Here is a 26,051-nt window from a genome sequence, read left to right as displayed (position 1 = left end):
CGCCCCATCGTCACTCCAACCTCAACATCTTTGAACACTACAATGCGATAGCCTGCTGAACAGGAACGATCTTATCCAGTTCCGGCTCGATGCGCCTCTTTTCCGCCTCGAGGTCAAACGCTATCTGGGCGCGCAGCCAATAACCATCCGTTAGGCCAAAGTAGCGGCAAAGGCGAAGATCGGTGTCAGCCGTAACACGACGCCTCCCCAAAATAATCTGCCCAATACGCTGTGCCGGAATCCCGGTCTCCTTAGCAAGACGATATTGAGAAATGCCCATAGGAACAAGAAATTCCTCTTTGAGAAGTTCACCAGGAGTCACCGGTGACAGCAAATCGGGCGCGGTCTCATCACTTGTGATAATCGACGATTTCGACATTCCAAGCCATCCCCTGTCTCCACTCAAAGCAGACCCGATAGCGCTCATTAACACGGATACTATATTGGCCGGCGCGATCGCCCTTCAACGCTTCAAGACGATTGCCCGGAGGAACGCGAAGGTCATCAAGTGAAGCACAAACCTGCAGTTGACGAATCTTCCTCAATGCGACCCGCTCAAAGGGCACGAACCTCCTGACCCGCACACCCATTGCAAAACGTTCGGTATCCTCATCTTTGTACGATGCAATCATAGTATCGCCTTACGTTAATAACGTCAAACGTTTCTACAGACATACATCTCTATTATACCGTACATTTGTTCGTATTTTCTAGAACATGCGCCCGCGCCGATTAACCAAGCAAAAGCAATCGTTTGTAGACATCGAGGCCCTTGAGTAGGATTTCCTCGTCAAAGAGCATGGTATCGGTGTGAAGGGCGCTCGTGGCATAGGCAGGACAGCCATCCGAATCGCTCGGGTTTTCTTGACCCTCTGGCACACCCGTGCCCAGCAAGAAGAACACGCCCGGCAGATGGCGCTGATAGAACGCAAAGTCCTCGGCAATTAACAGCGGCTCCTCCACAAGCTGCAGGCCGGGCAAGGCAGGCGCGACGCTGGCAAACAACTCGGGGTCGTTGTCGACCGGCGGATAGCCCTCGGCAAAGTCGAGATCGTACGTGCAGCCCGTTGCGGCACAGGCATCGTCCAGCACGCGGCGCACGCCTTCGCGCGCCCGGTCGAACATGTCGTCCGTAAACACACGCAGGCTTCCGGCCACATGGGCCTCCCCCGCCACCGCGTTGCAAACCGTACCGGCCTGCAGCAGACCAAACTTGCCGATACAGGGCTCGTCGGTGCCCAGTTCGTCCATCAGCTCGCGCTCGGCAACCAAAAACTTCGCTGCCGCCAACGCGGCATCGTGCGACTCCTCGACCGGCACGCCATAGGTCTTAGCAATATGGATGCTCGTACCGTGAATATAGATATGCGTCTCGCTCGAACGCGCCAACAGCGGACCGGAACAGCTCGCCAACGTGCCGGCAGGCAGATCGGGCCACACATGGAAGCCAAAAATGCGGTCGACCCCATAGCGCTCGAACACGCCGCTCTCGCATACCGTCTTGGCACCACCGGTCGTTTCCTCGGCCGGCTGGAACACAAAGAGCACGTTGCGCCTCATGGCGCCCGGCTGCTCGCGAATCGTACGGTCGACATACGTCGCGGCGGCAAGTGCCATGGCCATGTGACCGTCATGTCCGCAAGCGTGCATCTTGCCGGGATGGGTCGAGGCAAAGGCCGCCCCTGTCGCCTCCTCAATGGGCAGCGCATCCATATCGGCGCGAATCGCCGTGGCATGCGCGGCATCAACGCCGGCGTCGAAGAAAGCGCAGACGCAGCTGGGGCACGGATGGGTCACTTCGCAGGTGAGCGGTGCCAGCACGCCCTCGATATAGGCAATGGTTTGCGGAAGATCGAAATCGAGCTCCGGAATGCGATGGAGATCGCGGCGATAGCGACGGAGTTCTTGGAGCTCGGTCATAGAGGATCCCTTCGTGAGGCACATTTGTTGCAACTTATTGTGATACAGGATTGTGGCGCACATGTTTCCAGCATATCCCTGCATTTTTTAAACGTTATATACGAATACTCTTGTTTGGTAAAGTGCAACGTGATAGGGTCTTTACCACTTGATAGAGGCGCGGGCACGAAGAGCCGCGGGTGAGCCGGCAGGCTTTGACCCCGCGGGGAGGCGAAACCCGCCGAACTGGGTTTTTCGGGCACGAACAACCTGGTGGGCCTGTGGGAAACACCCACAGGACTGTCTGCAGCAATGCGGGAGCGCTATCCGGACATTGGGTCCACGCTATGCGGATTCGATGCGCAGATGGCGCCGTCTGGATAGCGAGGTTTACGGGACATGGCATTGACCCCCAACGAGGCATATGCGGCCAAGCAGCCGTTTGTGGACAAGGAGACGCTCGAGCATATCGTCGAGCAGTTCCCCACGCCGTTTCATCTATACGACGAGGCGGGCATCCGCCGCAACATGCAAGAGGTGCGCGACGCCTTTGCGTGGAACCCGGGCTTTAAGGAATACTTTGCCGTCAAGGCCAACCCCAACCCGGCACTCATCTCCATTCTCAACGAATACGGCTGCGGCTGCGATTGCTCGAGCTATACCGAGCTCATGATCGCCCGCTCGCTGGGTATCACGGGACACGACATCATGTTCTCGTCCAACGACACGCCGGCTGCGGACTTTGAGCTCGCCGACAAGCTGGGTGCCATCGTCAACTTTGACGACATCAGCCACATCGAGTTCTTTGAGCGTGTTGCGGGACCCATCCCCAAGACGGTCAGCTGCCGCTTTAATCCGGGCGGCCTGTTCCAGCTCTCCAACGGCATCATGGACAACCCCGGCGACTCCAAATACGGCATGACCACCGAGCAACTCTTCGAGGCCTTCCGTATGCTCAAGACCAAGGGTGCCGAGGACTTTGGCATCCACGCCTTCCTTGCCAGCAACACCGTCACCAACGACTACTACCCCAAGCTCGCGCGCATCCTCTTTGAGCTTGCCGTGCGCCTGGAGCGCGAGACCGGCGCACACGTCGCCTTCATCAATCTATCCGGCGGCGTCGGCATCCCCTACCTGCCCGAGCAGCAGGCCAACGACATTCACGCCATCGGCGAGGGAGTGCACGCGGCATACGACGAGATCCTGGTCCCCGCAGGCATGGGCGATGTGGCAATCTACACCGAGATGGGCCGCTTTATGATGGGCCCCTACGGCTGCCTGGTCACCAAGGCCATCCACGAGAAGCAGATCTACAAGGACTATATCGGTGTCGATGCAAGCGCCGTCGATTTGATCCGCCCCGCCATGTATGGTGCCTACCACCACATTACGGTGATGGGTCAGCCGGGCGGCGCCGACAAGGGCACAGCGCCCGTCACGAACACCTATGACATCACGGGCAATCTGTGCGAGAACAACGACAAGTTCGCCATCGATCGCGAGCTACCGCATATCGACATGGGCGACCTGCTTGTAATCCACGATACCGGTGCGCATGGCTACTCCATGGGCTACAACTACAACGGACGGCTGCGCTCCGCCGAGGTCCTGCTGCGCCCCGATGGCGCGGCCGACCTCATCCGCCGCGCGGAGCGCCCGGGCGATTACTTTGCCACGCTCGACGTGCTGCCGTGCGGCCGAGAGCTGTTGGCCAAGTCGCGCGCCGAAAGTGCCCGCCACCGCGCCCAAGACGAGCGCCTAGCAGTCGCCGCCCAATGGAACAAGCGCATCCAGATCGCCGAAGCGAAGGAGAAGAACATGGACATCCGCAATCTCGAGGGCTCAATCGTCGCCCTGGTTACGCCGTTTAAAAAGGACGGCAGTGTCGACTTTGATGCGCTCGAGCGCCTTATCGATTTCCACCTGCAAAATGGCACCGACGCCATCCTCGCCCTGGGCACCACCGGCGAGAGCGCCACGATGACCGACGACGAGGACAACTCCGTCGTCGCCGCGGTGGTCAAGCAAGTTGCAGGACGCGTCCCCGTCATCGCCGGCTCGGGCTCCAACTCCACGCAGACCATGCTCACCAAGTCGCTCACTTACCAGGGCTTGGGAGCCGACGGCCTGCTGCTCATTACCCCCTACTACAACAAATCCAACGAAGAGGGTATCTACCAGCACTTTAAGACCGTCGCCGATGCCGTAGACATCCCCTGCATCCTGTACAACATCCCCGGCCGCTGTGGCTGCGGCATCAGCGAGCGCAACGTGGAGCGCTTGGCCGCGCACCCCAACATCATGGGTATTAAGGAAGCCTCGGGCAACGTCGCCTACGCTGCCAAGATCGCCCACCTGCTGTCCGACGACTTCCGCATGTACTCGGGCGAGGACGCGCTCACCGTGCCGCTCATGAGTCTGGGTGCTTCGGGCACCATCAGCGTGTGGGCCGACGTGCAGCCGCAGCTCGTACATGACATGTGCCGCGCCTATCTGGACGGTGACGTGGCACGTGCCCGCGATATCCAGATTGCCGGCCAGCCGCTCATCAATGCCCTCTTTAGCGAGGTCAACCCCATCCCCGTCAAGGAAGCGCTCGCCCAGATGGGTATGATCGAGGCAAACTACCGCATGCCGCTGTGCCCCATGGCAGACGACACGCGATCCGCACTTACCGATGCTCTGAAGGGAGCTGGTCTGCTTGATTAAGACCGTCATTATGGGAACGGGCCGCATGGGCTCGCTCATCCGCACTACCGCCGAGGGTATTGTCGACGCTACCGGAGAGCCCGTTTTTGACATCGTCGCCCAGATCGGCTTCGACTTGTCCGAGCTCGAGAGCGCCCCGGCGGCCGACGTCATCATCGACTTCTCGAACGTTGCGACCTTCGACGCCGTCGTCGCCTATGTCGAGCGCACGGGCGCGGCGTTGGTCTCGGGCACCACAGGCTATACGCCCGAGCAGATGGATCGCCTGCGCGAGCTGGGTCAGTGCACCCGCGTCATGCACTCCGGCAATTACTCCATCGGTATCGCAGCCCTGCGTCATCTGGTGGCACAGGCCACGCGAGAGCTGCCCGGCTTTGACTGCGAAATCGTCGAGACGCACCACAACCAAAAGGTCGACGCCCCCAGCGGCACTGCCAAATTGCTGCTCGACGCCGTCGTCGAAGCCGAGCCCGAGGCAGGCTACCACCCCGTCTATGGCCGCGAGGGCATGTGCGGAGCGCGCGACCCCAAGGAGATCGGCGTGCACTCGCTGCGCGGTGGCACTGTCGCCGGCGTGCACGAAGTGAGTTTCTTTGGCCAGGACGAGGAGGTCACGCTCGCGCATCGCGCCACGAGTCGTCAGATCTTTGTCAACGGCGCCTTGGCAGCCGCGCAGAAGCTCGTCACCCGCGAACCCGGCTTCTATACGTTCGACCAGGTCATGTTTGCCTAACCAGGTATCAACCGGATCCACCCAAAGGAGAGACCGCAAATGAGCAACGCAGCCGAAATGGATGCACAGGAGATTATCAACTATATCGCCACCGCGCCCAAGAAGACGCCCGTCAAGCTGTACGTGCGCGAAAAGCCGGGCATGAAGGTCCAGTGGGGCAGTGCGCATGTCTATGGCGGCCGCCGTGGCAAGACTGTATTTGGCGACTGGGATGAGCTCAAGGCAATCCTCGACGCCAACGTCGATTCCATCGACTACTACGATGTGGAGAACGACTGCCGCAACTCCGCCGTGCCCATGCTCGACCTCAAGGGCATCAACGCCCGCATCGAGCCGGGTGCGATCATCCGCGACCGCGTCGAGATCGGCGACCGTGCCGTCATCATGATGGGCGCCATCATCAACATCGGCGCCGTCATTGGCGAAGGCTCCATGATCGATATGGGCGCCGTGCTGGGCGGTCGCGCCACCGTGGGCAAGAACTGCCACATTGGCGCCGGCACCGTGCTGGCAGGCGTCGTGGAGCCCGCCAGCGCCACGCCCGTCATCATCGAGGACGACGTTATGATCGGCGCCAATGCTGTGGTCCTGGAAGGCGTGCGCGTGGGCAAGGGTGCTGTCGTTGCCGCCGGCGCCGTGTGCGTCGAGGACGTCCCCGCCGGCGCCGTCGTGGCCGGTGTCCCTGCCCGCGTTATCAAGATGCGCGACGAGAAGACCGACAGCAAGACCGGTCTCGAAGAGGGCCTGCGCCAGCTCTAATAGTTACGCGGTTTTACCAAACCGCGTAACTTGTCGACGCTCCAAACGACCCAGAGCGGCAATCTGACGTTCAATCGTCGGGCATGACCAGAAGGTCAATGCCCTCCTCTTTCACGTCACCTTGCTCGCTCTGGGTCGTTTTCGCTGACGTATGCTCAACCTGCAACGTGATTAAGCCCCAAGTAAAAAGGCCGAAACCCCATCCAGGGCTTCGGCCTTTGCTTTCCCGCTGTAGGCGCAACGCAACTTATCGGTTCTCGATGCTGCCGATGTTTTTGAGCTCGATGGAGATGAGGCCGTTGGGCTCGTTGACGAACTCGATGTACTCGGAATTCGAACCCATCTCGGCCGGGAAGCTGATCTCGATACCCGTGTCGGTACGAATCTTGTGATTGCGTACGGCCGCGCGCTCGACTTGCTTGCGCTCCACGGGCACGCGCTCGGGCACCTTCTCCTCGGTCAGCGCCGCACGCACGCTCTCCTTGATGACCGGCTCGTCCTCAAAGACCTCATCGACGATATCCCAAGGCGGCAGCTCCTCGTCGTCTTCAACCTTCTCGGCAACGGCGGCTTTGACCTTGGCGAGCGCTACGGCCGTGTTGGCGCCGTGCTCCTCGGCGACCTCCTCGACCACGCGCGTCACCGTGTCGATGACCTCCTTACCCGAAACCCCCGTGTCGCACTGCAGCAAGCCGTCGGGAATGAGCATGCGCTCCTCGCCGGCAATCTTGCGCTTCTTATCCACGTAGCCGATCTCCATGGTGCTTGCACGCACGATGGCATAGCTCGGCACCTTTTGCGAGGGGTTTGGCAAAATGGCGTAGTGGCGCGCGATGTCGTTACGAACCTCGCCCTCTTCGCGACCCACCTCGTGCATGAATGCCTGCTTGGAGCCCAGCAGCATCACGGCAAACCAGCGGGCATCTTCATCATCGTCAAAGTCCGCCACAAGCACGTCGGTGGACTCGGCTTTCTCGGCCTTGGTGAGTTCGGAAGAGATGAACTCCGCAATCTGCTGAGACAAGTCCACGAACTCACGCTCACCAAAGAAATAGCCCTTGAGCTCGCCGCCAAACGCAGAGTTCTCCGCAAACGTGGCGCGCTTATTGTCGGCCGAGGTACGTGCGCGGCGCAGATGCGTGGTCACAAAGCTGCGCACGGTACGGCTTTCGATATCCAGCTCGCGCTGGCTCATGACGTTGACGGCAGAGTCAAAGTCCAAGATATGCAGAATCGCGTGATTGATTTTCATATACGGCATTCCGTTCTAGATCGCTTTTGGCACGAACCAGTATAGCGGTCGAGTCCGACCCAGGCGCATCGAAGATTGGTGCAAACAAGCCTGTCCCCAATGCAGAAAAAAGCGCCCGGGCCGTGTGGGCCCGGACGCCTTCATTGTAGCTTTTCGCTCTAGCGAGCTTGATTTAGCAGGAAAAGTCGACGCTGTCGATAATGTCCTTGAGGGCCTTTGCGGAGGCGGTGAGCTCATGCTGCTCGTCATCGTTCAGCGGCACGGGAACGCGGCAGACGACACCGTCGCGACCAACGACCGTCGGCATGGAGATGGCCAGATCGGACAGGCCGTACTCGCCCACCATGAGCGAGGAGACGGGCAGAACAGTCTGCTCGTCACGCATAACGGCAGTGCAGATGCGCTTTACTGCCATAGCGACACCATAGTAGGTGGCGTGCTTCTTCTCGATGATGGTGTAGGCGGAGTTCTTGACGTCCTCGGCAATGCGCTTCTCGGCAGCCTCATGCTCCAGGTGGCCGTGAAGCTCGCAGAAAGTGTTCAGCGGCACGCCGGCAACCTGAGCGCTGGACCAGGCGACAAACTCGGAGTCACCATGCTCGCCCATGACGTAGGCCTGAACGTCGCGCGGGTCAACCTCGACGTGAGCGCCGAGCATCTGCTGCAGACGGCCGGTGTCGAGCACGGTGCCGGAGCCGATGACATGGCCCTCGGGCAGACCGGACATCTTGATGGCAGCGTAGGTCAGAACGTCGACCGGGTTGGAGACGATGAGCAGAATGCCGTCGAAGCCAGACTTCTTAATCTCGGGAATAATGGACTTAAAGATGCTGACGTTCTTGTTGACCAGGTCCAGGCGGGTCTCACCGGGCTTCTGAGCAGCGCCAGCGGTGACGACGATCATGGCGGCGTCGGCGACATCAGAATAATCGCCGGCGTAGATCTTCATCGGCTCGGCAAACGTCATGCCGTGCGCAATATCCAGGGCCTCGCCCTCGGCGCGGTTCTTGTCCACGTCGATGAGAACCATCTCGGAGAACAGACCACTCTGCATCAGCGCGAACGCCGAAGACGAACCGACGAAACCGCAGCCGACAATAGCGACCTTCTTCTCGTTAACCATTAGAAACTCCCATCTCTCTCCACAAACAAGCCGCCCGGGAACGACCCGAGCGGCTTGCCGTGATCCCAATACATCCAATCGGGACTTTGATTATGCTCCTATACGCAGCCAAAAATCGACCGTTTACCGAAATTGTTTGAAGGATTCGTAAAATAACGGCACGAAATCGGTTTCGATCTATTGACGAGCCCAAATAGCCTTCTAATACAGGCCCGCCTCGCGGATGGCCTCGACAGCCAAAGCGATCTGATCGGACGGCAGGACCAGCGCCATGCGCACGTGCCCCTCGCCCGAAGGGCCAAAGCTCGCGCCCGGCGTCACCACAACGCCGGCCTTCTCCATAAGCTCCTCGCAAAACGCCATGGAATCGGTGCGACCACCGGGAAGCTTGGCCCACACAAACATAGAGCCATGCGCGTTGGGACGCTCCCAGCCCAGGTCCTCAAGACCGTCGCACAGGGCATCGCGGCGCTCCTGGTACTTCAGACGTTGCGCCTCGACCTCATCGCGCGGACCATTGAGGCAGGCGATGGCGGCCTTCTGAATCGGGAAGAACATGCCAAAGTCGATCTGGCTGCGCAGCTTGGCAAAGGCAGAGACCACATCCTCGCGACCGACCAAAAAGCCGATGCGCGCACCGGTGACGTTAAACGACTTGGAAAGCGAGAAGAATTCCACGCCCACCTCGAGCGCGCCGGGATACTGCAGGAAGCTGCCGCCGGGCTCGCCGTCAAACACGATGTCGGAGTACGCGTTGTCATGGACGATCAGCAGGTCGTGCTCGCGGGCGAAGGCGATGATCTCCTCGTAGACCTCGGGCGTGCCCACCGAGCCCACCGGGTTGGCGGGCAACGACACGATCATGTACTTGGCACGATCGGCCACCTCGGGATCGATGCCCGCCACATAGGGCAGGTAATTGTGCTCCGCCACCAGCGGATAGTACTCGAGCTTGGCATCGGCGATCTTGGCGCCCGCCTCAAAGACCGGATAGCACGGATCGGGAACCAGAATGGTGTCACCCGGATCGAGCAGGGCCAGGCCCAAATGACCCACGCCCTCCTGCGTGCCGTTGCACGACTGCACCATGGACGGCGTAATGCCCGAAACGCCAAAGCGACGCTCATAGTAATCGCACACGGCCTGCTTAAGCTCGGGCAGGTCGCGCAGGGAATACTTCCACATCTCGGGATTTTGGGCAGCCTGCGTGAGCGCCTCGACCACGTGGTCGTACGGCTTAAAGTCGGGCGTGCCCACGCTCATGTTGTAAATGGTCTTGCCCTGAGCCTTCAGCGCAAGAAGTTTGTTGTTGAGCGAGGCGAAGACCTCCGCGCCAAAGCGGTCGAGACGCTGCGATGCCTGCATGGTGCCACCTTTCGATATAAAAAATGCGGCGCTCCGACAAGAGTGCCGCGCGATACGGGCCATCAGATTGCAAAAGTGTAACGCTTGCAACCCCCGTATTGGTTCAATTTAGCCAACCTTAGTCAATCGGATTGAGCGCGTCGATCCGCGCAAGCCACAGACGCGAGCTGGCGTCACTCGGCATACGCCAATCGCCGCGCGGGCTGAGCGTCACCGAGCCCACCTTGGGACCATCGGGCAGACAGCTGCGCTTAAACTGCTGGGCAAAGAAGCGACGATAGAACGTACGCAACCACGTGTGGACGGTCTTGGCGTCATAGACACCCTCAAAGCTCTTGAGCGCCATACGGTAGATCTTGCCCGGCTCAAAGCCAAAACGCAGCAGGTAATAGAGGAAGTAATCGTGCAGCTCGTACGGGCCCACCAAATCCTCGGTCTTCTGCGCAATCTCACCGTCGCCCGTCGGCGGCAGAAGCTCGGGGGACACCGGCGTATCGAGGATATCGAGCAAGACCTCGGCAATACGCCCACCAAAGACATCAGCGGCATAACGCACCAGATGGCGCACAAGCGTCTTGGGCACGCTCGCGTTGACGGCGTACATGCTCATGTGGTCGCCGTTATAGGTAGCCCAGCCGAGCGCCAGCTCTGACAGGTCGCCCGTGCCGATAACAAAACCGCCAGCCTGGTTGGCCAGATCCATCAGAATCTGCGTACGCTCGCGGGCCTGGCTGTTCTCGTAGGTCACGTCTTGGACGGCCGGGTCGTGCTCAATGTCCTTGAAGTGCTGCTCCACAGCCGCGTGGATCGAAACCTCGCGGAAGCTCACACCCAGGTCGCGGGCAAGCGACTCGGCATTGGACTTGGTGCGATGTGTCGTGCCAAAGCCGGGCATGGAAACCGCCGTGATACCCGTGCGCGGCAGCCCCAATGCATCGAAGGCACGCACGGTCACAAGCAGTGCCAGCGTGGAGTCCAGGCCGCCCGAAAGGCCGATGACCGCAGCCTTGGTACCCGTGTGGGCAAGGCGGGTCTTGAGGCCGGCAGTCTGCAGATCGAGGATCGTCTCGCAGCGCCCGGCCAGGTCACCATGGTCGGCCGGCACAAAGGGCGCGCGGGGGAAGACACGGTCGATGTCGAGCGCATCGCGCAGGACAGGTTCTTCGGCCAGCACGCCCTCAAACGAAAACTCAACGGTCGTGGCCTCCGGCGCATCGTCCGCGCGCGTCCACGTGGTCGAACGACGGCGCTCGGCAACCAGACGGTCGAGGTCAACGTCGGCCACCGCCATATCGCAGGTGAGGAGCTTCGTGGCGGCGAGCTTCGAACCGTTTTCGTAGACGAGGTTCTCGCCTGCAAAGACCATGTCGGTCGTGGACTCGCCCTCGCTCGCGTCTGCATAGGCATAGGCACAGTACAGGCGCGCACTCTGATTGGAGATGAGGCTGCGGCGATAGTCTGCCTTACCGATAATCTCGTCCGAGGCCGACAGATTGAGGATCACCGTCGCACCGGCAAGCGCCATCTCGGTCGAAGGGGGCGCCGGCACCCACAGGTCCTCGCAGACCTCAATACCGAGTACCAAATCCTCGGCGCCCTCATCACAGCAGCGGTAGACAAGCCCCGAACCCAGCGGAACCGGACCCTGACCGGCAAACTCAACCCACACGGGATCGGCGGGCGCCGGAGCAAACCAACGGCGCTCATAGAACTCGCCATAGTTGGGCAGATACTTCTTGGCCGTGAGGCCCAAAAGCTCGCCCGCACAGCACACGGCGGCACAGTTGTAGATATTCTCGGCCACCGCAACGGGAAGACCGATGGTAAAGACAATCGGCAGCTCGCGGGTTTCATCGAGAATATGTGCCAGTGCGGTCTCGCAGGTATGCAGTAATGTGCGGTTATGGAACAGATCAGCCGCGGTATAGCCGCACAGATTAAGCTCGGGCAGCACCAGAGCACGGACACCGCGCTCGACCGCCTCGCGAACAGCCGCCAGCGCAACCTCGGCATTGCCCTCGACATCGGCCACGCGAATCCGCGGCGAGGCCGCCGCCACACGCAAAAAGCCATCAGACTGAGAAAGGTGAAGATTCATAAGAATGCTCCCGTGCGTAGACGCCATTCACAACAATTAGCAAGCCCTATTGTAGTTCAACCGCCGGGTGTAACCGCATCCCACCAATTTGGTGAGCTATTGATGAGTTGATGGTATCTGTTAAATGTCACGTACGATTCACATCTGGTGGGTACCCTGATGGCTACACGAAACGAAGCAGATTTACACCGGGAGGGCCCCGTATGACAACCAAGTACACCGACGCGCCGCGCACGCGCGTCATGACACCGGCCGCACTCAACAACGGCGTTCATGAAAACCATTCCATCGGACAGACCATGGCCATCGCGCCCAAAAAGGGCCTGTTCGACGACATTTCCATTCCCCAAATCATCGCCGGCGCCGCAGCTGCCGCCACGAGCGTCGCACTTGCTTCCAAGATCGGCATCGCCGGATCGGTGATCGGTGCCGCCGTGAGCTCGGTCATCACCGTTGTGTCCTCGCAGGTCTACCGCCACTTTATCTCTGCCAGCGCCAACGCCCTCAAAGGTACGCACGCCGCCGTCGACTACCCTGCCGGCGCCTATGAGCCCGTTGAGTTTAATGCCGAGGAGCACCTGGGGGGCGCCGCGACTACGCAGGAGATGTGCCAGGTTGCGGGGCGCGCGACCACGGCGCGCGTCGCCCCCAACAGTCTGCGTGCCAAGGCGGCGGCAGAGCGCAGCCAGACGCAAAAGAAGGTCATCGTCTTCTCGATCGCCATCGCCATCGTCGCGGTCATCGCCTGCGCTGGCGCCATCCTTATCACCACCGCCGGTGAAGGTCTGGGCGAGCGTCCCGAGTCAATCCTTTCGTCGCGCACAACCGAGCACGATGCGGATGGCTCAGATCAATCGCAAAGCCAGCAGGACGACTCGCAGGACGCCTCCGCATCCACCGATTCGTCCTCGAACACCCTCGATCAGTCGCAGGGCGCCGATTCCTCTGTGAACAACAGCGGTACGCAATCCGGCACGACTGACTCAAGCCAAACGACCGACGGCTCTCAACCGAGCACGAGCGACCAGGCAAACGGCAATACATCGGGCACAAGCTCCACCGACAACAGCAACACCAACAGCTCGAACAGTTCGAACAGTTCGAGCGGATCCGCGTCCGGCACGCCATCTGACAGCTCGAGCCAAGGCACGGCATCGGGCAACTAAGCACGTTTGCCTCTCACAGATAACCGACCTGCATAACGGGCGCGAACCGGCAACGGTCGTGCCCGTTTGCCTTGGGCGACGAGATGGCAAGCCCCATGCGATGGTAAGATGCTTTGGTGTGTATAGAGGAGATTTGCCATGAGCAAGACAATAGTTAAGCCCACACTATCGCTGGGCAACCACATCTATCTGTATCGCCTGCTGCGCGATGCGATTGGGTGCGGCAAGCAAACGTTTATGACGCAGGTCGAGGAGGCGCTCGCCGCTGGTGACATGACCGCTTATGACCTGGGCTTCGAGTCCACGCGCGAGCTGCTCGAGGAGCTCGACGACTGCATTAAGCTGACCGTCTTTAAGGGCGGCCGTATGTATGCCACCGTCATCGCCAACGAAGCCTGGGATGCCGCCCTTGCCAAAGGCGAGGACAAGCCCAAGGCTGCCAAGGGCGCCAAGCAGTCCTACAAAAAGAAAAAGCGCGGCGAGAAGGACCTGAAGGCCGTGCGCCCCAAGCACGTTAAGCGTCCCGAGCCAGAAGCCATGGTTGAAGCCGTACCGGAACCCGAGCCCGAGACAGAGATCGAAGTCGCTATTGAGGTAACGGCAGGAGCCGAAACCGAAATCGCCGCCACGACCGATCCCGAGGTCATATCAGAGCAGGAAGCCACTGCGGAGCTCGACGAGGCTCCCAAGTCGACAACCGAAGAAGCCGCCAACCAACCCGAGACGTCTGCGTTCCAAAACAGCGATGTCTTTGGCGACGAGGCCGAGGACGATCAGTCCGACGAGCCCGACGATCAAGACGCTACCGAGTCGACGCCAGAGCCCGAGACGCCGCAGCCCGCCATCTCGCTCACGGTCGTCTATGACCCCGAGAACGCAAACGCCGGCATCACCACCATGGCCTCCACGCCAGCCGAGGCAAAGTCGAGCGTCGAGAACGAGAACGCGACGCAGGTTGAGGTTGAAACCGCAGCCGCAGACGCGCCCGTCACCGTGGAGCCCGCAGATTCTACGATCAAGCCGGAAGCGACGCCAAAGCCCGCACACGTCATCGAGTCCGTGCCCGCCGCTGCTTGCGGCCAAATTCCCGCACCGGCACCGGCTTCGGCACCCGCGGCGGTCCCAACCCCCGCACCCGCAGCACCGACCATCCCCGAGGACTTCCCCGTCGATTTCACAACCGAGGTCTTCTGCCCCGGTCCGTTGCTGCACCAGCTGACGACCTATCTCCCCTATGGCGCCGACACGCTCGGCATTGTCGGCGAGTACTACTGGATCGCCCGCGAGCGCGGTACCATCGAGGCCGCGCGAAACCGCGCAAGCTTCCCCCTGCGCTACACGCAGGCCGGCGAGCGCCACGAAGTCACCGTGCGCATCCGCCGCAACACCACCGGCGGTCTCGGAGCCACCTGGACCATCGATAAAGTCGAGCCTTCTACCAAGTAAAAAAGGGACGATAACCCTCAAGGTTATCGTCCCTTTCTCGTTAGATCACCTGAGCTCGACTAATCACGCGTCAGCTTGCGGTGAATACGATGCGGCTGGGCTGCGTCCTCGCCCAGGCGCTCGATGCGGTTGGCCTGATAGGCCTCGAAGTTGCCCTCGAACCAATACCAGTTGCCCGGATTCTCGTCGGTGCCCTCCCACGCCAGAATGTGCGTGGCGACGCGGTCCAGAAACATACGGTCGTGGCTAATGACCACCGAGCAGCCCGGGAACTCGAGCAGCGCCGCTTCGAGCGAGGACAGCGTCTCGACGTCGAGGTCGTTCGTGGGCTCGTCGAGGAGCAGCAGGTTGCCGCCCTGCTTGAGCGTGAGCGCCAGGTTCAGACGGTTGCGCTCGCCACCGGAAAGTACGCCAGCGCGCTTCTGCTGGTCCTGGCCCTTAAAGCCAAAGCTCGCCACGTACGCGCGGCTGGGGACCTCGGTCTCGCCGACCATCATGTGGTCCAGGCCGTCCGAGACGACCTCCCACAGGTTCTTATCGGGGTCGATGCCGGAGCGGTTCTGATCGACATAGGAGATCTTGACGGTCTCGCCCACCTCGAGCTCGCCCGAAGTCAGCGGCTCCAGGCCCACGATGGTCTTGAACAGCGTGGTCTTGCCCACACCGTTGGGGCCGATGACGCCCACGATGCCGTTGCGCGGCAGGGTGAACGATAGGTCGTCGATGAGCACGCGACCGTCGAACTCCTTGTGCAGGTGATGGGCCTCGAGCACCTTGTTGCCCAAACGCGGGCCCACAGGGATGCGGATGTCGGTCCAGTCGAGCTTCTGGCTTGCGCGGGCCTCGGCCTCCATCTCCTCGTAGCGAGCCAGACGGGCCTTGTTCTTGGCCTGACGGGCCTTGGGGCTGGAGCGCACCCACTCGAGCTCGGCCTCCATGCGCTTGGCGAGTTTGGCGTCGCGGTTACCCTGAGCCTCGATACGGGCGGCTTTGGTCTCCAGATACGTGGAGTAGTTGCCTTTGTAGGGATAGAGGTGACCACGGTCGACCTCGCAGATCCACTCGGCAACGTTATCCAGGAAGTAGCGATCGTGTGTGACGGCAAGCACCGCGCCCTGGTAGTTGTGCAGGAAGTGCTCGAGCCACAGGATCGACTCGGCGTCCAGGTGGTTGGTGGGCTCATCGAGCAGCAGCAGGTCGGGAGCTTCGAGCAGCAGCTTGCACAGGGCCACGCGACGGCGCTCGCCGCCGGAAAGCACATTGACCGGCATGTCGGAATCGGGCAGCTGCAGGGCATCCATAGCCTGGCCGAGCTTGGAATCGATATCCCAGCCGTCGGCGGCATCGATCTCGTCCTGGAGCTTGCCCATCTCGGCCATGAGGGCATCCATGCCACAGTCCGGGTCGCACATCTCCTCGCCGATCTTATTGAAGCGATCGACCTTGGCAATCATGTCGCCAAATGCCATGCGCACGTTCTCGATGACGGTCTTGTCGTCGTCGAGCGGCGGCTCCTGCTGCAGGATACCCACGGTGTAGCCGGGGGTAAGTCTGGCATCGCCGTTGGAGACTTCCTCGATGCCGGCCATAATCTTGAGCAGGGTCGACTTGCCCATACCGTTAGGGCCCACGACGCCGATCTTGGCACCGGGATAGAAGCTCAGGGTCACATCGTCAAGGATCACCTTGTCGCCATGGGCCTTGCGAGCCTGATACATCTGGTAGATAAACTCCGCCATTTGCCTGTTTTATCCTTTCTACCTGCTGTTTCCCTATTCTTGTTTCGCTTTAGTGGAAACGAGATGAGAAAACCAGCTCTAAAACGTAACGAAAAAGGGGCACGGTTGCCCATACCCCCTAATACTACCTGGGAAAAGTCCCCCGGAACATACTATGAACTGCGTACGCTAGTTTTCCGCAACCTTAACGAGCGGCTCGCTGCGATTTGCGCCACAGCAGATACGAGTAGACGTAGACGACTCCGACAGAACCAAACGCCAGAACCGCAATCACCGCGGCGACAACTTCACTCGAAAGCACGCTACCCGCAACGCCCATCACAATCAGACCAACACCCAGCACCATAAAGCAGGTACCGCCAAAACGCTGCGTACGGCGCCAGTTCTCGGGATCGGCAAGCGCCCAGGGCGTCTTGATACCGAGCGTATAGTTCTGCTTCACACGCGGCAAGTAGTTGCCTACGCCAATGAACAGCAAACCGACAGCACCAGAAATCAGCGCGTTGACCGAACCGACCGCCGGCACCACGCCCCAGACCGTAAGCTCTCCCAGCCAGCTTATGGCGCACATGAACAAGGTGAAGGCGATTACGAAGCCCTGATAGAACTTGCCCGAGGTTCGATATGCCTCACCTTTGGGATCGATGCGCGGCACCACGCAGAACATTGCGAGAAGCACCAGGGGCAGCACGCCGAGCGCGGAGGCCTTCCAGCTGGGACCCCAACCGTCAACGCCGTTCGCGCCCCAGTGCGTGGGAATCTGCGCAGGCAAGCTCGGCATCACCATAAGGTGCGCTACGATATTGGCGACGCATAGAGGACCAGCGCGATCCACACGCGTGGCGATACCCCCGTGGCGTGAATGCCCTTGTTTTCGTTATTCATCCTTATCACCTTCAGTGTTTGTAAAGCCCATAAACCAACCGATCAAGTCCTGCATGACGGTGGTGTTTAAGCTGTAAACGATGTTTTGGCCATGACGTTCATCGGTCACCAACCCGGCGTTTTTGAGCGTCGCCAAATGATGGCTCAACGACGGCTTGCTGATATCGAAATGCTCGGCAAGCTCCCCGGCCGTACAATTGCCCTTGCGCAACAGTTCCAAAATGTGACGCCGTGTAGGATCGGCCAGCGCTTTAAAACCCTCTCCCGGCATAGGACCTCCTCTCAGTATTTCGTTCGACGCGCACACTATACTCGATATTTAGATGTTTGTCTAACTATCTAATATAGGAACATCTATAGAACATTTGTTCGTATTTAGCTACAATGGAAGTTAAAGCAGATGGGCCAGCTCCCTCTATCCGAGAAGGAGATGGACTATGAGTATTGACGATGTCCTGACGTTGTTATTGCTTGTAATCGCGGCTGTGGAGCTCGGCATCCACATTGGAGGTCGGATGAAATAGCCGCCCCCGCGTAATGCGAAGACGGCCACTTCTCACGCCATAAACGTGTTTCGGAGTTGGCTAACCCGCGGCAACGGGCGCCATCTGCTTCAATCTTATGCGAATCCCGATCCCATTTCAACAAGCCCCAAGGGCTCAAATGGAATCGAAATAATACCTATAATGGCGATAGCTAAAACACGATTCGCTTCCCCATCGGAGGATATTTATGACCGAAACCGCTGCCGCAGCCGCCATCGAGACACGCGACACCAAGCTCGAGATCATCATGGGCCGCGAGGCACTCGATAAGCTCGCCGATGCTACGGTGCTGGTGCTCGGCTGCGGAGGTGTGGGCTCCAATTGCTGCGAGGCACTCGCCCGCGGCGGCATCGGTCATTTCGTCATTCTGGACAAGGACATCATCGCACCCAGCAATATCAATCGCCAGGCCATCGCCTTCCACAGCACCGTCGGCAAGCGCAAGGTAGACGTGATGGAAGCCATGATTCGCGATATCAATCCCGCCGCCGCCGTTATCAAGCGCACCGAATACCTGTTGAGCGACAACATCGACGAGTTCTTTGCGAGCGTTTTTGAGCAAACGGGCGGCAAGCTCGACTACGTCGTCGACGCCATCGACACCATCTCGGCCAAGCTCACCATTGCCAAATATGCTCAGGACCACGACATTCGTTTGGTTAGCTCCATGGGCGGGGCCAACAAGCTCCATCCCGAGTGCCTCCGCTTTGCCGACATCTTCGATACGGTACGTGACCCCATGAGCCGCATTATGCGCAAAGAATGTAAGAAGCGCGGAATCAAGAGCCTACATGTATTGTTTAGCTGCGAGGAATCGGTTAAGACACAGCCCCGCGACCCTTCCAACATCCACGAGCGTACCGAGCTCGGAACCGCCAGCTTTATGCCGCCCATCATGGGTCAGATGATTGCCGGCGAGGTTATCCGCCAGATCAGTGGCCGCGGCACCGAGCGCGTGCGCGCCGATGGCCAGCGCCTGGACTAGCGGAGCGCGCCGAGATGGAGCCCCGGTTAATTGATGCACACTGCCATCTTGATTTGATGGCTTACCCGAATGCTGTTGCCGACGAAACTGCAGCTATAGGGCTGGGGGTCTTTGATTGCGGGGTCGACCCGAGCGACTTCGCGGCAGCAAAAAAGCGGGCCAGCCGTTACCCAATCATTATCGCGGGCGTTGGCCTCCATCCCTGGTGGCTCGCCGACGGCCGCTGCGGTCCTGCCGAAGTCAATCTGCTTTGCAAAGTTGCTGCCCAAGAGCGCTATATCGGCGAAGTCGGACTCGACTTTTCCGCGCGCTTTGCCGGAAGCGAACCGCTTCAAATGCAGGCACTTGACCGGCTCTGCGATGCGCTCGTGCAGTGTCCTCTTGCCGGGCGCGTAATATCGATTCACGCCGTTCGTTCGGCAGGAGCCGTACTGGACGTCCTCGAATCGCATGGTCTACTCATCCCAAGCCCCGACTCCCCCGCTATCATCTTCCACTGGTTTAGCGGCACTTCGGACGAACTCGTCCGCGCGCGTAATGTGGGCTGCTATTTTTCCGTGAACGATCGTATGCTCGCCACCAAGCGCGGTCGCGAATACGCACGACAGATTCCGCTCAATCGTTTACTGCTCGAGACCGATGCACCAGCGGAGGCAAACACAGAAACAAGCGCGCAGTCGCTCATCAGATCGCTCACAAGGACCTCGATGCGCATCGCCTCACTCAAAAACTGCAGCGCAAAGCACATTGAGTCGGCAGTTTTAGCAAATGCGCACTCTATTTTTGGCCTTCGCTAACCCCTGTGGGCAAAAATGCCAAGGGACATGCGCATCGCACAACGCAGTCCCTATTTTGGAAGGCAGTACAATTCGGCAGCATTACACCAATTCGTGCATGAGATCACGGTTGCGTGCATACAATTCATCAAAGATATGACGGCGCGACGCATATAACTCGTGGGCAGTCATATCGGGCACGATTGTTTGCGCAACGCCAAGGACTCGGGCGAGCTCATCCCATGATGCATAGGCGCCACCTGCGAGAGCTGCCATGATGGCATCACCGAAGCATGCACCCACCGTAACCTTGGCAACCGAGACCTCGCGTCCGCATACGTCGGCGATAGCTTGCATCCAAACTGGATTCTTGGTTCCACCTCCGACAAGCATAATGCGCCCAATTGGCAGTCCATGCTCTCGCTCGATAATGTCGACATGGGATGCAACGGTATACGCGACGCCTTCCAAGGCGGCACGAACCATATGGGCTCGCGTATGCCTTCCGGTCAGGCCAAAGAAGACGCCACGCGCCTCGGGATCGTTGAGCGGAGTACGCTCCCCCGCAAAGTACGGCAGACACAGGAGCCCATCGGCACCCGGCGCCACACCGGCGGCATCATGCGCCATAACCGAATATGCATCGGGGCCACCGTGGCCCTCGGCCTCTACGGCGTCGCGATACAGCTCTTGGCGCAACCACGATGTGAGTGCACCCGCCGTATTGGTCCCCGCGCAGATCCCGTAAGTTCCGGGAATGATAAACGTCCCTGGCCACAGGCGGGCATCATCGACCATATGATCAGCTAGGTAGATGAAATACGCCGTGCTCCCCAACTGAACCATCATATCGCCAGGACGGAATACACCCGTCGAAATGGCCTCGGCACCAGAGTCGCCCGTTCCCACTAAGACAGGTGTCCCTGCCGCGAGCCCCGTCGCCTCAGCCGCGCGCTGCGTAATCACCCCGGCAATATCGGTAGCCGACATTACCTCCGCCATCTGGTCAGGCCGGCAGAAACGAGCACATTCCCGAGCATCAACCTTCCAAGTGTAGCGGTCGTATAGGGGAAGAAAATCCTCCGCCAAATAACGGTCCACCGTAAAACGCCCCGTCAACTTCGCGCACAGAAACGATGACGCCGTCAGGAACTTCGCGGCACGTTCATGCATCTCGGGCATATTCTCCTTAAACCACAAGATCTTGGGAGCAATATCTGACGAACAGGGATCGTGCCCGAAAAGCTCGCGTGCGCGGTCTGACCCATATTCGGAAAGAATTTCGTCAATCTGCGGCTTCGAACGTGCATCGACTCCATACAAAATCGCGGGCGCCAGCGCGTTGCACTCGGTATCGACCGGCACGCAGTCGCAACCCAATGCGGAAAGGCCCACGCATCCGATCTGCGCCGCGTTAACCCCCGATCGCACCACCAGCTCGCGCGACAAGCGACAAAAATCACCCCACCAAACTGCCTCCGCATCATGCTGGTACCATCCGTCACGCGGGTTGTCCGTCTCGTGTCCACAAGAGGCTTGGCAAACGATGTTGCATCGATCATCGATTAAAACGCCTTTAGAGGCGCTTGTCCCAATATCAATACCCAGATAGAACGCCATGAGCGCCTACTCCCCTCGCGCCGTACGAGCGGCAGCCATAAAACGAACCACCCGCTCAACATCAACCGGGGCATCCAGCTTTCCATCGCGCTTTAAGCACGTGCCGACAAACGCACCATCGTAGTGAGCAAATACGTCAGTCACGGTATTTTCGCGACAACCGGTGCCACATACCACAGGTACTCGGCCAACACGCTCGCGGACCTCATCGGCAAGCTCGCCCGAAGCGCCACGACCGGCAGCCGAGCCGCCGATGACCATCGCATCCGGTAGGCAATTAAAGAGAAGTGAATCGGCAATGTCCGAAGTCGTGCGGTCGTTGAGATAAACCTCCCCCTCGCTCGTAATGAAGTGAAAAAGCTTGAGGTCGTCCAAGCGCAATGCCGCCTTGCGACGCATGGTGTGAGCGAAATCTCGGTTTATCAGCCCGAGATCACCGGCCCAGGCACCGCAAAAATTGCAGCGCGTGAACTGCGCATCTACGGCAGCGCACAGCTCGATTGTGGCATCACCATCGTAAATAGCCTCAGCTCCCCAAGGAGTCGACAGATCATGGGATAGAGCCCCGATTATATAGCCCATCGATGCAAGGGTTGAGGGAGAAACGTGCTGCTCGTAGGGCATCGAGAGCTCATTGGTAATCAAAATGCCATCGACACCGCCCTGCTGCAACGCCTCGAGATCGCGCTTGGCGGCTTCCACGACCTGCGACACGCTTCCGCCCGGGTAATACAGTGGATCGCCCGGCAGAGGACGCAGGTGCAGCATTCCGATAACCGGCTTTTCGGTCTTGAACATCGAGGTTAGAAACGACATAACATGCTCCTTCATAGGGTTATTGCAGGAACGTTACTCCCCCAGCACCTCGACGTACACCTTTCGCTTCTGCGGACCGTCAAACTCCGCAAGATAGATGTTCTGGGCACCTCCACACACGATGTGGCCATCTTGGACGGGAAAGAAGCAACTGTTTCCACAAATCATGCTCTTGATATGCCCGCAGGAGTTGTTGCCGGTGGCTCCATAGCTCGGCAGGAAGTGTGCATGCGCATAGGGGGCATCGAGCGGGGCGATGCGATCAAGCGTCTCCATAAGATCCGTCTCCACGCAGGGCAGTCCCTCGTTTACCACGATTCCACAGGTCGTATGCGACAAAATAATTGCTGCCAAGCCATTCGTCACCGAGCTGCGTTCGATGGCAGCGTGCACGTCCTCGGTAATATCGATGAACTGGTCCGGAGCAGTCGATAGATAGCTCAATGTCTCGAGCGTCACCATGTTCACTCATCCCCTTCAAGAAAACGCAGGGCATTACCCCAGTAGAGCCTTTCTCGCGCATCATCGCGCATGGACACAGTATCGAGCGCCCGCTTGAGTTTGAACGCACGGAAACGCGGCGTATTGCTGGCGAACATCACTTGATGCGATAGCGCGCGCTCATACCACAGCGGCCCCATATCGACCGTGAAAAGACGCTGCATCATCTCCTCGGGCGAATCGATGTAAGTGATAGAGGTGTCCGTGTAGCAGTTGGGATACTTGAGCAGCATCGCCACGGTCTCGCGCACCCAGGGCCAGCCAAAGTGGGTCAAACTAAAACGCACATTTGGATGCGTTGCGATTGTGTGCTCAAATGCAAGCGGGTTACTGCGCGAGAGCTCTGCGCCCGGCTCCCAAGACATACCGGCATGGAAAACCACCGGCTTGTTATAGCGCCCGCACAGCTCGTAAAGCGGCTCAGCCACAGCATCATCGGGGTCAAAACCTTGCTTTGCCGGATGCAGGCAAAGCCCCTTTGCCCCCAGCTCGGTAAAGGCGCGCTCCAATTCGCCTGCGGCACTGCTCACCCGCGGATCTACGCTCGCAAATCCCCACAGACGATCGGGATGTGCGGCAACCAGCATGGCAATCTGGTCATTGGTGCCAAAGTGCCCTCCGCATGCCGTGGTAACATCGAGCGGCATGAGCAAGCTCTTCTGCACATCGCAGACATCCATCTCAACTTGAAGCTCGTCCCAATCCATGGGACCCATATGCCCCATACCAAATTCTCGTGACCAAAAACCGAATCCATCAGGCTCATCACCCGGCGTACAGATCTCGCCGTAGAGCATGGGCTGAACCAACATGTCGATAACCACTTCGTACTCCTTTCCAGGCATTTGACCCTAGTACGGCTCAAACGAACCAATCACTCGGGACGACAGCTCGGCGCCCGCCTTCATACACGCCGGAATATCAAGGCCATCGATCACGCCCTTGGTAAACCCGGCAATATACGAGTCGCCGGCGCCCACGGTGTTAACGACCTTCTCCGCCGGTACGATCCCGCACTCATAGAAGCGCTCACCGTCATAGGCAATGCTTCCCTTCTCGCCAAGCGTGGCAACCGCAACGCGCGGTCCCAATTCCTGCACGTGGCGTACCCAGTCTCGCAGCTCCGGAGTGTCCTCTTCAAACGACATAAATGCGTAGTCAACGTAGGGGAAATGATTCTCGCAGGCATATTCGGAATCCTGGCTGAACACCGAGAAGTCCATTACCACCGTCTTGCCCGCATCATGCCATTCGGGCAAGAGGTCCAAACAATTGCCAAACAGGTCAGTATGAATGATGTCATGCTCTAGAATAAACGCCCGGTCGTCTTCATTCGGTCGATATGTCTCCATTACGCCATCGATTGCCTCGAGATGTACGCGATCGACGCCGTCTTTCAGCGCCATGAGCATCACCGAGGTGTCGCCATCCTCCACCCGCAGATGTGAGATATCGAACCCCTCAGCGGCCAGCGCCTCTCTCATCTTGTCTCCGTACTCGTCCTTGCCGACAACCGACACGGCGGATACCGAAACGCCCATTCGTGCAAGATGGATACCCCAGTCAATGCCATTACCAGTCGGATAGAATACGCCGATGTTTTGATAGACGTCCGCACAGCAAAAACCAGCTGCGCACGCTTTAATATCCATGGTCTTCTCCAATGTTCAAAAGGGGGCCCACCACATGGCAAGCCCCCTTTTCGCGTTTCGCTTATTGTTTTGCGTCGGCTGTCCAAGGCCTCATAGCCAGACCGTCGTACGCTTTCTTAAGCTATTCGACGATTGGTGCTCCGTGGCCCCAAGAACCTTCCATGCCGCACACGGTCGAGGCAAACCCGGCAGCAAAGTCGAGCGCGCGCTCGATGGCCTCGGCGCCATCCTCACCACGCTTGGCGGAATCGAGATAGCACATCAAAAACGAGGTGAGGAACGAGTCGCCCGCCCCCATGGTGTCCTTCATGTCCGTTACCGGTTTAGCCAGCTGGCGGTAATAACGCTCGCCGTCGTAAGCAATGCAGCCCTCGGCGCCCGCCGTAGCCGACACAAAACGCGGACCCAGGCCCTTCACCCATGCCAAACGCTCGCGAATCTCGTCCTCACTCGCAGCATCCGCCGCACTAAAGAAAGCAAAATCAACGTAGGGCGCAATCTGCTCGTAGTACTCGTCGGTAGAGTCGTCCGAAAAGTCAAAAGAGACCGTGACGCCCGCAGCCTTCAGCTTGGGCAGCTCGCGCTCGGTAAAGCAATAGTTGCCCGAATGAACCACATCGAACTGCTTCATGTACGAAAGGTCAAAGCGATCGAGGACATAGCGCGCATCGCCACGGATACCGCCCTCGTTGGAGCCGAGGAAGACACGGTCACCGTCGACGACGGTCACACGAGCCGCTCCGTTCTCGCCAATCATCTGCTCGCACTTGTCAAGCTCGATACCCTCATCCTCGAGGCTTGCAATGACATGCTCGGCAGCGGCATCATTGCCAAAAATGCCCATGTATGCGGAGCGTGCGGCACCGCATTTCTTGGCATAAACGGCGAAGTTCACCGCATTGCCGCCAGGATACATGGTGTGGATATGCTCGTAGCGATCGACGACGTTATCGCCAAATCCGAGCGCGTTAACGTTAAATGCCATGGCCTTTGTCCCTTCTAGTACTCGACAACGCCCATGTAGCGACGGAAATCGGGATCATGGTCAAACACCTTGCCGCGTGCGGCACGCAGCTCACAGTTCATGGCGTAGAACAGCACCGGGTCCAGATAGGCACGAACGCTCGCCGGTACGGCTTCCATACCGTACTCCTTGGCATCGAGCACCATCAGCGTATCGGTATGCGTCTTAAGGAACGCCAGGGCGCGCTCGTCCATAGCACGGCACTCGCTGGAGCCCATCTGCAGGAAGTAAAAAACGCCATCCTGAGTAGCCTCGAAGGGGCCATGGAAGTACTCGGCAGAGTGGATGTAGCTGCAGTGCTGCCACTGCATCTCCATAAGAGAGCAGATAGCGAAACCGTAGGTCTGGCTAAAGTTGGGACCGCTGCCCAGAATATAGAAGAATTCGTGCTCCTGGCAAAGCTTGGCAAAGCGATCACCCAGCTCGGCATTTACCTTCTCGCGTGCCGGGGGAAGGATCTTATCCATCTCGGCAATACCGGCATACATATCGGCAAGATCGGCGTAGCCCTCCTGCTGATCGAGCAGCTCTGCCGCAAGCGACAGCGAAATGCCAGCGGGAACCTCGGCCTGCGGCACGCCCTCGCCCCACGGGTAGACCCACGTGGTCCATTTACCGGTGTCGATCTTAGACCCAGCGTTGTCAGTCTGGGCGATCACCGTAGCGCCAGCAGCAAGGGCAATCTCGCAGCCCTCGACGACCTCCGGGGTGTTGCCACTGTGGCTACAAGCGATGACCAGGGACTTCTCGCCCAGACGACGCGGACGCATGATATCGAACTCGCGAGCCGTATAGATATACGAAGTGAAGGCGGTTGCCTCGCGTTGCAGAAGCTCATGAGCCGGGATCAAATCGATCATGGAGCCACCGCAAGCAATCCAGTAGACGCTGTCGAACTTGCCCTTCTCGGCAATTGCCTCTTTAATCAGATCGTGTGCGTTCATATCCAGTTCCTTTC

General features: G+C 59.2%; 24 protein-coding genes and 1 riboswitch. Of the genes, 7 read left to right on the top strand and 17 right to left on the bottom strand.

The features are described 5' to 3' along the window. Window positions 1-37: 37 nt before the first annotated feature. From ACTNB2_RS00305 to ACTNB2_RS00295, 3 genes are all read right to left on the bottom strand, one after another. Entirely contained in the window at window positions 38-379 is a 342-nt protein-coding gene (locus ACTNB2_RS00305) for a HigA family addiction module antitoxin (RefSeq protein ID WP_427727846.1), read from the bottom strand. Continuing rightward, entirely contained in the window at window positions 351-632 is a 282-nt protein-coding gene (locus ACTNB2_RS00300) for a type II toxin-antitoxin system RelE/ParE family toxin (RefSeq protein ID WP_427747940.1), read from the bottom strand. Before ACTNB2_RS00300 ends, ACTNB2_RS00305 begins: the two co-directional genes overlap by 29 nt. Window positions 633-732: 100 nt before the next feature. Continuing rightward, entirely contained in the window at window positions 733-1,920 is a 1,188-nt protein-coding gene (locus tag ACTNB2_RS00295; RefSeq protein WP_441040963.1) for an N-acetyldiaminopimelate deacetylase, read from the bottom strand. A 144-nt stretch (window positions 1,921-2,064) separates the two neighbouring features. Further along, window positions 2,065-2,233: riboswitch (Lysine riboswitch) on the top strand. Between the two features lie 65 nt (window positions 2,234-2,298). On the opposite strand from ACTNB2_RS00295, the gene dapA reads away from it, so the two are divergent. From dapA to dapD, 3 genes are read left to right on the top strand one after another with little or no spacing between them, the layout of a single operon-like run. Then, window positions 2,299-4,608, top strand: coding sequence for a 4-hydroxy-tetrahydrodipicolinate synthase (gene dapA / locus ACTNB2_RS00290; RefSeq protein ID WP_441040964.1), 2,310 nt, complete (start codon window positions 2,299-2,301; stop codon window positions 4,606-4,608). Further along, window positions 4,601-5,341, top strand: a complete 741-nt coding sequence (dapB, locus tag ACTNB2_RS00285) for a 4-hydroxy-tetrahydrodipicolinate reductase (protein ID WP_441040966.1) — start codon at window positions 4,601-4,603, stop codon at window positions 5,339-5,341. The genes dapA and dapB overlap by 8 nt, the downstream gene beginning before the upstream one ends. 39 nt (window positions 5,342-5,380) lie before the next feature. Further along, window positions 5,381-6,100, top strand: a complete 720-nt coding sequence (gene dapD, locus ACTNB2_RS00280) for a 2,3,4,5-tetrahydropyridine-2,6-dicarboxylate N-acetyltransferase (protein WP_441040967.1) — start codon at window positions 5,381-5,383, stop codon at window positions 6,098-6,100. A gap of 247 nt (window positions 6,101-6,347) precedes the next feature. On the opposite strand, the gene ACTNB2_RS00275 is transcribed toward dapD, so the two are convergent. From ACTNB2_RS00275 to ACTNB2_RS00260, 4 genes are all read right to left on the bottom strand, one after another. After that, a complete protein-coding gene (locus ACTNB2_RS00275) occupies window positions 6,348-7,352 on the bottom strand; it encodes a nucleoid-associated protein (protein ID WP_441040969.1) in 1,005 nt (334 codons plus the stop codon). A 172-nt stretch (window positions 7,353-7,524) separates the two neighbouring features. Next, window positions 7,525-8,475, bottom strand: coding sequence for an L-lactate dehydrogenase (locus tag ACTNB2_RS00270; RefSeq protein WP_089573042.1), 951 nt, complete (start codon window positions 8,473-8,475; stop codon window positions 7,525-7,527). A 201-nt stretch (window positions 8,476-8,676) separates the two neighbouring features. After that, the gene (locus ACTNB2_RS00265) at window positions 8,677-9,840 is read right to left on the bottom strand and encodes a pyridoxal phosphate-dependent aminotransferase (protein WP_441040971.1); all 1,164 of its coding nucleotides are present in this window, start codon (window positions 9,838-9,840) and stop codon (window positions 8,677-8,679) included. A gap of 118 nt (window positions 9,841-9,958) precedes the next feature. Beyond that, window positions 9,959-11,938 carry an NAD(+) synthase gene (locus ACTNB2_RS00260; RefSeq protein WP_441040973.1) on the bottom strand — a complete coding sequence of 660 codons (1,980 nt, stop codon included), beginning with the start codon at window positions 11,936-11,938 and terminating at the stop codon, window positions 9,959-9,961. Window positions 11,939-12,141: 203 nt separating this feature from the next. On the opposite strand from ACTNB2_RS00260, the gene ACTNB2_RS00255 reads away from it, so the two are divergent. Then, entirely contained in the window at window positions 12,142-13,104 is a 963-nt protein-coding gene (locus tag ACTNB2_RS00255; RefSeq protein ID WP_441040975.1) for a hypothetical protein, read from the top strand. A 138-nt stretch (window positions 13,105-13,242) separates the two neighbouring features. Beyond that, complete coding sequence (locus tag ACTNB2_RS00250) at window positions 13,243-14,550, top strand: hypothetical protein (RefSeq protein ID WP_441040976.1); 1,308 nt, start codon at window positions 13,243-13,245, stop codon at window positions 14,548-14,550. A gap of 59 nt (window positions 14,551-14,609) precedes the next feature. Here the strand turns inward: ACTNB2_RS00250 and ettA are convergent, their stop codons facing one another. From ettA to ACTNB2_RS00235, 3 genes are all read right to left on the bottom strand, one after another. Then, window positions 14,610-16,289, bottom strand: a complete 1,680-nt coding sequence (gene ettA, locus ACTNB2_RS00245; RefSeq protein WP_441040978.1) for an energy-dependent translational throttle protein EttA — start codon at window positions 16,287-16,289, stop codon at window positions 14,610-14,612. A 184-nt stretch (window positions 16,290-16,473) separates the two neighbouring features. Then, a complete protein-coding gene (locus ACTNB2_RS00240) occupies window positions 16,474-17,061 on the bottom strand; it encodes an SdpI family protein (protein ID WP_441045687.1) in 588 nt (195 codons plus the stop codon). Between the two features lie 105 nt (window positions 17,062-17,166). Then, the gene (locus tag ACTNB2_RS00235; RefSeq protein ID WP_427727824.1) at window positions 17,167-17,445 is read right to left on the bottom strand and encodes an autorepressor SdpR family transcription factor; all 279 of its coding nucleotides are present in this window, start codon (window positions 17,443-17,445) and stop codon (window positions 17,167-17,169) included. Window positions 17,446-17,906: 461 nt separating this feature from the next. Between ACTNB2_RS00235 and ACTNB2_RS00230 the strand changes: the two genes are divergently transcribed. Then, on the top strand, window positions 17,907-18,704 hold the full coding sequence (locus ACTNB2_RS00230) for a tRNA threonylcarbamoyladenosine dehydratase (RefSeq protein WP_441040981.1): 798 nt from the start codon (window positions 17,907-17,909) through the stop codon (window positions 18,702-18,704). A gap of 14 nt (window positions 18,705-18,718) precedes the next feature. Further along, complete coding sequence (locus ACTNB2_RS00225) at window positions 18,719-19,501, top strand: TatD family hydrolase (RefSeq protein WP_441040983.1); 783 nt, start codon at window positions 18,719-18,721, stop codon at window positions 19,499-19,501. Between the two features lie 81 nt (window positions 19,502-19,582). Here the strand turns inward: ACTNB2_RS00225 and ACTNB2_RS00220 are convergent, their stop codons facing one another. The 7 genes from ACTNB2_RS00220 to ACTNB2_RS00190 all read right to left on the bottom strand — a co-directional run bounded on the left by ACTNB2_RS00220 (window position 19,583) and on the right by ACTNB2_RS00190 (window position 26,037). After that, window positions 19,583-21,100 carry an FGGY-family carbohydrate kinase gene (locus ACTNB2_RS00220; RefSeq protein ID WP_441040985.1) on the bottom strand — a complete coding sequence of 506 codons (1,518 nt, stop codon included), beginning with the start codon at window positions 21,098-21,100 and terminating at the stop codon, window positions 19,583-19,585. A gap of 6 nt (window positions 21,101-21,106) precedes the next feature. After that, window positions 21,107-21,916, bottom strand: coding sequence for a BtpA/SgcQ family protein (locus ACTNB2_RS00215; protein ID WP_441040987.1), 810 nt, complete (start codon window positions 21,914-21,916; stop codon window positions 21,107-21,109). A gap of 33 nt (window positions 21,917-21,949) precedes the next feature. After that, complete coding sequence (locus ACTNB2_RS00210; protein WP_117735290.1) at window positions 21,950-22,378, bottom strand: secondary thiamine-phosphate synthase enzyme YjbQ; 429 nt, start codon at window positions 22,376-22,378, stop codon at window positions 21,950-21,952. A gap of 2 nt (window positions 22,379-22,380) precedes the next feature. Continuing rightward, entirely contained in the window at window positions 22,381-23,262 is an 882-nt protein-coding gene (locus ACTNB2_RS00205) for an amidohydrolase family protein (RefSeq protein ID WP_441045685.1), read from the bottom strand. A 6-nt stretch (window positions 23,263-23,268) separates the two neighbouring features. Further along, window positions 23,269-24,069 carry a fructoselysine 6-kinase gene (frlD, locus tag ACTNB2_RS00200; protein WP_441040989.1) on the bottom strand — a complete coding sequence of 267 codons (801 nt, stop codon included), beginning with the start codon at window positions 24,067-24,069 and terminating at the stop codon, window positions 23,269-23,271. Window positions 24,070-24,190: 121 nt separating this feature from the next. Then, complete coding sequence (locus ACTNB2_RS00195; RefSeq protein ID WP_035138847.1) at window positions 24,191-25,054, bottom strand: PfkB family carbohydrate kinase; 864 nt, start codon at window positions 25,052-25,054, stop codon at window positions 24,191-24,193. Window positions 25,055-25,068: 14 nt separating this feature from the next. Beyond that, the gene (locus tag ACTNB2_RS00190; RefSeq protein WP_427718530.1) at window positions 25,069-26,037 is read right to left on the bottom strand and encodes an SIS domain-containing protein; all 969 of its coding nucleotides are present in this window, start codon (window positions 26,035-26,037) and stop codon (window positions 25,069-25,071) included. Window positions 26,038-26,051: the final 14 nt, after the last annotated feature.

The organism is Collinsella sp. HCP28S3_G2 (assembly GCF_052065125.1).
In the GTDB taxonomy this organism is placed as follows: domain Bacteria; phylum Actinomycetota; class Coriobacteriia; order Coriobacteriales; family Coriobacteriaceae; genus Collinsella.
The sequence above is the reverse complement of the archived record's forward strand: the minus strand, read 5'-3'. Positions and strand labels throughout refer to the sequence as shown.